The sequence below is a fragment of the Nitrospinota bacterium genome (assembly GCA_009873635.1).
Lineage (GTDB): Bacteria > Nitrospinota > Nitrospinia > Nitrospinales > VA-1 > LS-NOB.
Genome location: WAHY01000011.1, coordinates 51,416 through 59,035 on the forward strand (window position 1 = coordinate 51,416; position 7,620 = coordinate 59,035).

Genomic DNA, 7,620 nt, shown 5'->3' on the forward strand with positions numbered 1-7,620 from the left:
AACTTTTCTGGCTAACGCACCCCCAGACTCGGAGTTGAAAGCGTGTAAAGTTCTTCATTACCATTTAAACCGTCTTCCGCAATATCTACCCAGATATTATTGCAGTTACGTCTTGAATCAACACCTTTGCAGTAAAAGAGCGGGTTACGATTGGTGAAAAACACCACTGGATGCGAAAAGTAGACACTCAGGTTATCGAATTTAGCGATTTCAATGGCCTGTTCGACCGTAATCTCTTCGGCCGATGCCTTGCGGATCACTTTACGGATAACCATATAGTCCAGCTTACCGTCTCTGTCCAAGTCGTAAAAAGTGGAAATCAAACCCGGTACACTCAACGATTCCCACCCTCGATAGGATGGATGTCTCCAACCGGGTTCTTTAGGAATCTCCAGGTTTGATAAGTCAGAATCATCCTGCCCCCAAACCAGAACTGGCCAGGAGAAAAATATAACCGAGAGTATGAGCAGGGCTGACTTTTTCAATATTCCACCTTATCTGACTGGACGCTTAAAGCCGCCCTACCTTCATTTATAAAGGTTTAATCTTTCTAAACTAACACATTTCGGGAATCAAACAAAAGGCTAATCCGGCTTAGCCGCCGATGGAAAAGGGCAATATCTTTATCATGTGGGCAAAGATTTATCTCGGCCAAATGAGCTATTGCTCATTGCCTCCATCGCTAGCGGCCATTGCGCTTGAAGTATCAGGAAAGATTTGAAACACGTCATGCAGTTTTGCCATATCAAAAACTTCTTTAGGGGAACCCTGAAGACCGGCCAATACAAATCGCCCTTCATCTTTAAGTGTTTGATAACAGTGAATAAATACGCTTATGGTTGAACTGTCGAGGTAGGTGACTTTCTCCAGGTTCATGATGAATTTTTTGTATCCCCGCTCTTTGTACGCATCCACAAGCAGGTTGAGATCCTGGGAGTTGTAAACATCCAATTGACCTGCCAGGTCTATGATGATGGTGTCTTTTTCATCCCTGCAATCAATATCAATCTTTCCCATCAACCCCAAAATTTCTTTATGTATTTTTTCCATCGAATTACCCTTTAATTGGAAATTATCAGATAATCAACCGTCTACGTAGAGAGAGCTTAACTCATCCTCACCCAGGTTTCCCGCAGGACCATCATAAACGATACGGCCTTCGCTCATAGCAATAATTCTCGAACCATATTCACGGGCCAGTTCAGGAAGGTGCAGATTACATAAAATGGTCACCCCGTCTTTTTCATTAAACTCAGCCAGAAGTTCCATGATCTGCTTCGATGAAGCCGGGTCAAGGCTTGAAACCGGCTCATCTGCAAGAATCAGTTCTGGCTCCTGCATCAAGGCCCGGGCCAGGCCTACCCGCTGCTGTTGCCCACCACTAAGATCTTCTGACCTGTGAAAATGTTTTTCCGACAGTCCCAACCGATCTAAAACCTGACCGGAACGAGCTACATCTTCAGCCGGGAAAGAATTAAATATCGAAGCAATGGATGATGTTGAAGACAGCCTTCCCATTAGAGCATTACTTTGGACCGAGTAGCGAGGAATAAGGTTGTACTGCTGGAAAATCATCCCGATTTTTTTTCTGAGTTCTCGCAGTCGATTCGGCGGCGCAATTGTAATTTCTTCTCCATCCAGAAATACCTTACCCGAACTGGGTTCTACGAGACGGTTGATACACCGCATGAGAGTGGATTTCCCCGAGCCGCTTTTACCCAGTATTACGACAAATTCTCCCTTCTCGATAGAAATTGAAACTTCTCTCAAAGCAATGGTGCCATTTTCATAGGTCTTACTGAGTTTTTCTATTTCCAGCATAACAATTATGAGGACCTCTTATAATCTGATGATTCTACTTTGCAGCAACTCGCGACCCTTTATTTCAAAAGGCTCGCTCATGGCTAAAGAAAATATATAGAGATGTCCTTAAGGTTTCTGATTATTCATGTTCAGGTTCAGCAAACGACCTGCTTCCCGGACCGGGTCAAACAACCCATCCAAATCGGTAAACCCACTAATGCCGTAAAGTTTTTTAAGGGTCTTACTACCTGCAGGGGTTTGCGAAATTTTCTTCAGTCCCTCACGAATCTTTAGTTTCAAGTCCTCAGATAATCCCTTACGAGCAGAAACCGTATCATTCGGGATCTCTTTGGTGTAGGCAATGACCTTGACCTTGTCAAAAACATCTGGAAAAGTTTTTGCGACTGCTGACCGGGAACCGTCATACGCTGCACCGCCGTCGACTTCTCCTTTATATATTGAAAGAACCACCGCATTGTGCGAACCCGCAAAAACACTTTTTTTGAAAAAATGTTCCGGATCAAAACCCTTGGATAATAGAAGAGTCTTTGGGTACAAATAACCCGATGTGGAAGCAGGGTCAACAAAAGCAAAACTCTTCCCCTTTAATCCGGCAAGCTTTTGAATGCCGCTATCCGCCCGAACCATTATCTGTCCACGGTAGAAAGGACTGCCAAACCTTTTAACCACTAAAAGCAACTCTACATCATATTTATCGTGTGCCAGAACATAACTGAAAGTGGCCAGCCATCCTACGTCCACCTTTCCAGCACCCATTGCTTCAATGACCGATGCATAGCTTGTAGCAACCGAGGTTTTAAAGTGCAGACCTGTCTCTTTTTGCAGGAGTTGACCTATTTCTCTGCCACCTTTAAGAATCACCTGCGCATCTCCCGAAGGCACAAACATCATTCGTATAGGATTTTCGGCAACACCCAAAGATTGCGCCTCAGAGACCAGAGGCAACCAGAACATAAAAACTATATGTACAAATGAGGAATTCAAGCGGATGTTCAAAGGAGACTCCGATTTAAGACCGGTTCATTATAGCACTAGCTTAATCCGGAAAAATGACACAAAAAAGGGGTAAGCCGCTTAACGGCTTACCCCTTAAAAAAACTAACTTTATTCTATAATCCGTGGTTTAACCTTTATAAAATGTTGTGCGGATATATTTAATTACATCCCAGATTTCCTTATCAGAAAGCTTCTGCTTAGCCATTCCGGTTCCAGCAGAACCATTTTTGATGATATGGAACATCTGGCCGGCAGAAACTTTTTTCATTGTGTCCTTACAGGTAAAGTTACGCGGTCCAGGTTTCAATGCTTTACCCAGTTTACCTGTTCCATCACCTTTATCACCATGACACATTTTACAAGCCATTGGTTTAGCGGTTTTATGGTAGAGTTTTTTACCATTGGCCGCATCAGCTTTTGCTGTTTTATCTTTCTTGGCTACGCTACCAGGAGCCGCTTTCGTTTTCCGCGGTTGTGGACATTGACCGCCGGCGAAGGCAGAACTGACAGCAAACAAGCTGAAAATAACCATCACACTCAGTATTAACGCCTTTTTCATCTAACAATCTCCTCTCTTTATAGTGAATTTAACCAAAAATTATCACTCCAACCTTTAAACTGACGAATATTACGCATTGGCATCCAAAGCTCAAACACTTAATAAAATAAAAAATCAAACATTTAAGCCCTTACCAATCGATTACCTCATTAAGCTTTGATTTTGAAAAAATGAGCAACGCATTATAGTCCATTCCAATACCCTGTCAACAGAAAATTCCTCTTGAAAATTGCAAGAAATCAACCCTGAAATCTGCCGAAATCACAAACCTTTTCCTCCAGTCTCAAGCCAAATACCGGACGACTATTATTTTTTCTACCAAAAGGCTAACCAATTGAAAGGAAATAAGTTTAATGGTTTTTTAAACGCCTTTGCCCTATCCTTAAAGGCAATTTCCCTTGATAGCTCCGGCTGAATCAAGTATGATCCAAAGTTATAGATGAATCCAAATTGGAGTTTCAGGATTTCAGGAGCCTTGGGTTTCTGGAACCTGGATTTGTTGCGGTGAGCTAATTTGGGGCCTCAAAAAAAGATCTTTCTCTTCAATAGATCCAGAAGGCATTGAATTTAAAGGTATTCAAAAACCATCCCACTAGCGTAAGCATCCCCTCTTCTTTTCAAGGTTGTTAAGAATGGGGATAAATTGTGCCGGATGAGGTGGAACAGAGTGTTTAGACTATAAAAAACGTCAAGAAAATCAGTAATTTAAGAATATTAATTGTTACAACTGGAGGTGACTGATGAATGTATTATTTAAACACCTCAATCCAGATAAGAAAAAACCTAAATATTTGACCAAGCTGGACCAGATTCCCCAATTGTCTGAATCTGAAAAGAGGGAACTGCAAAAAGTAAATGATAAGTTTGTATTTCGGACCAATGATTATTATCAATCCCTGATCAACTGGGATGACCCTGATGATCCTATCAAACGGATCATTATGCCGGATATCCAGGAACTTAATGAGTGGGGTGAGCTTGATGCCTCGAACGAGGAAAAGTACACCAAAGTTCGTGGTCTGGAACACAAGTACACTTCTACAGCTCTTCTTTTGGTCAATGAAGTATGTGCCGCCTATTGCCGTTTTTGTTTTCGTAAACGTTTGTTTATGAATGAAAATGATGAGGTGACCAAAGATATTTCCGAAGGGTTGGAATACATCAAAAACAACAAGGAAATCAACAATGTACTTTTAACGGGTGGCGATCCCCTGATCTTGTCTACCAGCAAACTGGAACCCATCATCAAGCAACTTCGCGAAATTGACCACGTCAAGATCATCCGCATTGGCACCAAGGTTCCGGCATTCAACCCTTTCAGGATATTGAACGACCCCTCTTTGCTGGAAATGTTCAGAACCTATAGCACCAATGACAAAAAAATCTATGTGATGGCCCATTTCAACCACCCCAGGGAACTAACACCCGAAGCCATTGAAGGGTTGAACCTGTTAATGAAGTCAGGAGTTTCTCTGGTGAACCAGACTCCCCTGGTAAAGGGAGTCAACGATGATTCTGAAGTGCTTGCGGACCTGTTTTCCAAACTTTCTTTTATTGGTGTTCCGCCCTATTATGTCTTTTTATGTCGCCCTACACTTGGCAACGAAACCTATTCGGTGCCCGTTGAACGTGGCTATGAAATATTTGAAAAATCTCGTACCTTATGTTCTGGTCTGGCTAAACGTGCCCGCCTGGTCATGTCACATGAATCAGGAAAAATTGAAGTGGTTGGAATGACAGAAGAGCAGATTTTCTTCAAATATGCACGGTCGGCAGATAAGGATAACAATGCCCGCTTCATGGCTTTTTACAGAAACCCCAAAGCCTGCTGGTTTGATGATTATCAGGAAGCACTGGATGAATTTTCATTGTTTTCTGAGACAACAAAAGCTGGTTGCTGCTAAATCGCCAGAGTCCTGGAGGTTCACACCTGAAACAAATCATACCGTCCTCCCCCCCTTAAAAACTTAACTCTGAATTCATTTATTAATAATGGATCTCTTTCTTTTCCTTTTAGTCATGCTGGCTTTTCTAAGCGCCGGGAGAGTCGTCACCAGAAAAATATGGCACCTGAATTTTGCCAGCTCGGCCGAGGGATTTGTATTTTCTTCTGCTTTGGGCTCAGTCCTTGTTTCGCTGATGGTGACAGGATTGACATTCATCGGACAAATTTCATCGACAACATGCTGGGTCTTGCTGGCCGCCCTTCTCTCATCAGGAGCAAGCTCCCTGAACAACCCCCGCCAATGGATTGGAGGCACCAGGGAAAAGTTAGCAATAATTTTTTCTTTGTCCCCGTTAAAAACTTTTATCCAGATTATTTTAGGAATTATCATTTTCTTTTTATTGAGCCTGGCAATGGCTCCGGCATTTTCTACAGATGCCCTGGTTTATCATCTTGCAGTTCCCAAGGCATATCTTGAAGCAGGTGGGGTCACAAACCTTCCCAATAACATTTACTCTTTCTTCCCACAGCAAATGGAAATGCTATATCTTTTTGCCTTAGCTTTGGGAACAGAGCAATTAGCCCAACTAACTGGGCTGGGTATTGCTCTCCTGCTTTTAATCGCTTTGCACCAGTACTACAGGCAAACAGGATCGGCAAACTATGCGTTGCTGGCCCCACTGTTATATATTTCGACTCCAACTTTTTTCAATATAGCTTCGGCTGCGTATGTTGATTTGCAGGCAGCCACCTACGTTTTCCTGGCTTTCTATGCCTGGGAAAATGGGTGTTCCCGAAAACAAAGCAACTGGTTTTTATTAATGTGCCTGTTTGCCGGTGCAGCTGTAGCAACAAAACTGACAACGGTCATCATTTTACCCCTGGCGTTTCTTGGGATAGCCACTCTTGGTCGGCGAAGTAATAATACAGGGAAAGTTGTGAGCCAATGCCTGACTCTGGTGATTGTTTCCTTGATACTGCTTTTGCCCTGGCTGGCAAGAAACTATTATTTTACAGGTAATCCATTAGCCCCCTACTTCATGACATTTTTAGGCGGGGAAAATGGAATGAATTGGGATATAACTCGCTCTCAGCAACAGTTTCAATATTATTCTTCATTTGGAATGGGACACAGCATTCTTGATTTTCTACTTCTACCTATCAATCTTACCTTTTTCAGCGAGCCCCATTCTCTCAAATTCGATGGGCAAATAGGAGTTCTCTATTTATTACTGCTTCCAACCCTGCTTTGTTTACGCCGCCAGTCTTTGCCAATGCTTTCTTTTTTTCTGGTTCTAATGGTTTTCTGGTTCATCCAGACACAATACATCCGTTTACTTGCCCCGGCATTTGCTTTCCTATCAGTCCTGTTGGTCACCGGCCTGGAGAAAGGATTTAAAAATTATGGCGACTCAGTTGGAAAAAAAGAAACTGTTTTCTTATCTTTAATCCTGACTTTTGGCCTGTTGTTCAACACTTCAACAATTTTGAAAGAATGGGTACGTATCAAACCGCTTTCATATTTGTTCAACAAGGAAAACCGGGACCAGTTTTTGATAAGACAAATCAATGCTTATCCTGCGTACTCTGTCGCAAATCATTTGATAGGAGAAAAAGGCAAGGTATTGCTGGTTTATATGAGGAATCTGGGTTATCTGATGGATCGGCCATTTTTCAGCGATACTTTTTTTGAAGCCCATACATTAAGAAAAATCATTGACGAAGAGGTCTATGCAGAGAATATTATCATCCGTTTGAAGTCGATGGGAATCACCCATATTCTGTTTAATCATAATTTTGTTTTCGGCAAAAACTCAGCGTTTTCAACAGGAGAGAAAGGCATTTTAAAAAACTTTCTGGCCAAGCATGCGCAACGCATACTGGTAAAAAACGAGTTTTTCCTGTATCGCTTTATGCTAGACTTGGAGTCTCAAGATTCAAAAAACGGCCTAATATCCATTCCTTTGAATCATTAATGGGTATCGGGCTTTTATATTTTAAGGAATACAGTTTATGAAAAGGCTTGATGGCAAAAATATATTGATCGTAATTCCCAAAGACTACTATATGGAGAGCGAACTCGAACCTGTTCTCGCATCCATGAATGAGGAGGGAGCCAATGTTTTAATAGCTTCCAATAAACTGAAGGACGCCGTAGGAATGAAAGGTGGCAGAGTCACCCCAAATGTCCTGATTGTTGATGCTATAGAAGGTATAACCGGTGACAGTTATGTTTCAGCGGGAAAAGGTGTACGCCAGATCAAAGGGGTTTTTCATGGGGTTATTATCATAGGGG

The 7,620-nt window shown here is 42.2% G+C and carries 6 protein-coding genes and 1 pseudogene; 2 read left to right on the top strand and 5 right to left on the bottom strand.

Going from position 1 to position 7,620, the window contains the following annotated elements; genetic code table 11:
- Positions 1-11: 11 nt before the first annotated feature.
- The 5 genes and pseudogenes from F3741_08220 to F3741_08240 form a co-directional block, all read right to left on the bottom strand.
- Positions 12-389 (bottom strand): annotated as a pseudogene (locus F3741_08220) (hypothetical protein).
- Between the two features lie 271 nt (positions 390-660).
- Complete coding sequence (locus tag F3741_08225; GenBank protein MZG30776.1) at positions 661-1,050, bottom strand: STAS domain-containing protein; 390 nt, start codon at positions 1,048-1,050, stop codon at positions 661-663.
- A gap of 33 nt (positions 1,051-1,083) precedes the next feature.
- On the bottom strand, positions 1,084-1,827 hold the full coding sequence (gene phnC, locus F3741_08230; protein MZG30777.1) for a phosphonate ABC transporter ATP-binding protein: 744 nt from the start codon (positions 1,825-1,827) through the stop codon (positions 1,084-1,086).
- Positions 1,828-1,929: 102 nt separating this feature from the next.
- Positions 1,930-2,778 carry a phosphate/phosphite/phosphonate ABC transporter substrate-binding protein gene (locus F3741_08235; GenBank protein ID MZG30778.1) on the bottom strand — a complete coding sequence of 283 codons (849 nt, stop codon included), beginning with the start codon at positions 2,776-2,778 and terminating at the stop codon, positions 1,930-1,932.
- 169 nt (positions 2,779-2,947) lie between these two features.
- Positions 2,948-3,379 carry a cytochrome c gene (locus tag F3741_08240; GenBank protein MZG30779.1) on the bottom strand — a complete coding sequence of 144 codons (432 nt, stop codon included), beginning with the start codon at positions 3,377-3,379 and terminating at the stop codon, positions 2,948-2,950.
- 740 nt (positions 3,380-4,119) lie between these two features.
- Between F3741_08240 and F3741_08245 the strand changes: the two genes are divergently transcribed.
- Positions 4,120-5,283: a KamA family radical SAM protein gene (locus F3741_08245; protein MZG30780.1), complete on the top strand. Its 1,164-nt coding sequence runs from the start codon at positions 4,120-4,122 to the stop codon at positions 5,281-5,283.
- 88 nt (positions 5,284-5,371) lie between these two features.
- A complete protein-coding gene (locus F3741_08250) occupies positions 5,372-7,300 on the top strand; it encodes a hypothetical protein (GenBank protein MZG30781.1) in 1,929 nt (642 codons plus the stop codon).
- Positions 7,301-7,620 lie beyond the last annotated feature (320 nt).

What these genes read in the sequence shown, in the direction of transcription:
- F3741_08235 (MZG30778.1), bottom strand. Translation starts at nt 2,778, where the DNA reads ATGTTCTGGTTGCCTCTGGTCTCTGAGGCGCAATCTTTGGGTGTTGCC.
- F3741_08250 (MZG30781.1), top strand. Translation starts at nt 5,372, where the DNA reads ATGGATCTCTTTCTTTTCCTTTTAGTCATGCTGGCTTTTCTAAGCGCC.
- F3741_08240 (MZG30779.1), bottom strand. Translation starts at nt 3,379, where the DNA reads ATGAAAAAGGCGTTAATACTGAGTGTGATGGTTATTTTCAGCTTGTTT.
- F3741_08225 (MZG30776.1), bottom strand. Translation starts at nt 1,050, where the DNA reads ATGGAAAAAATACATAAAGAAATTTTGGGGTTGATGGGAAAGATTGAT.
- F3741_08245 (MZG30780.1), top strand. Translation starts at nt 4,120, where the DNA reads ATGAATGTATTATTTAAACACCTCAATCCAGATAAGAAAAAACCTAAA.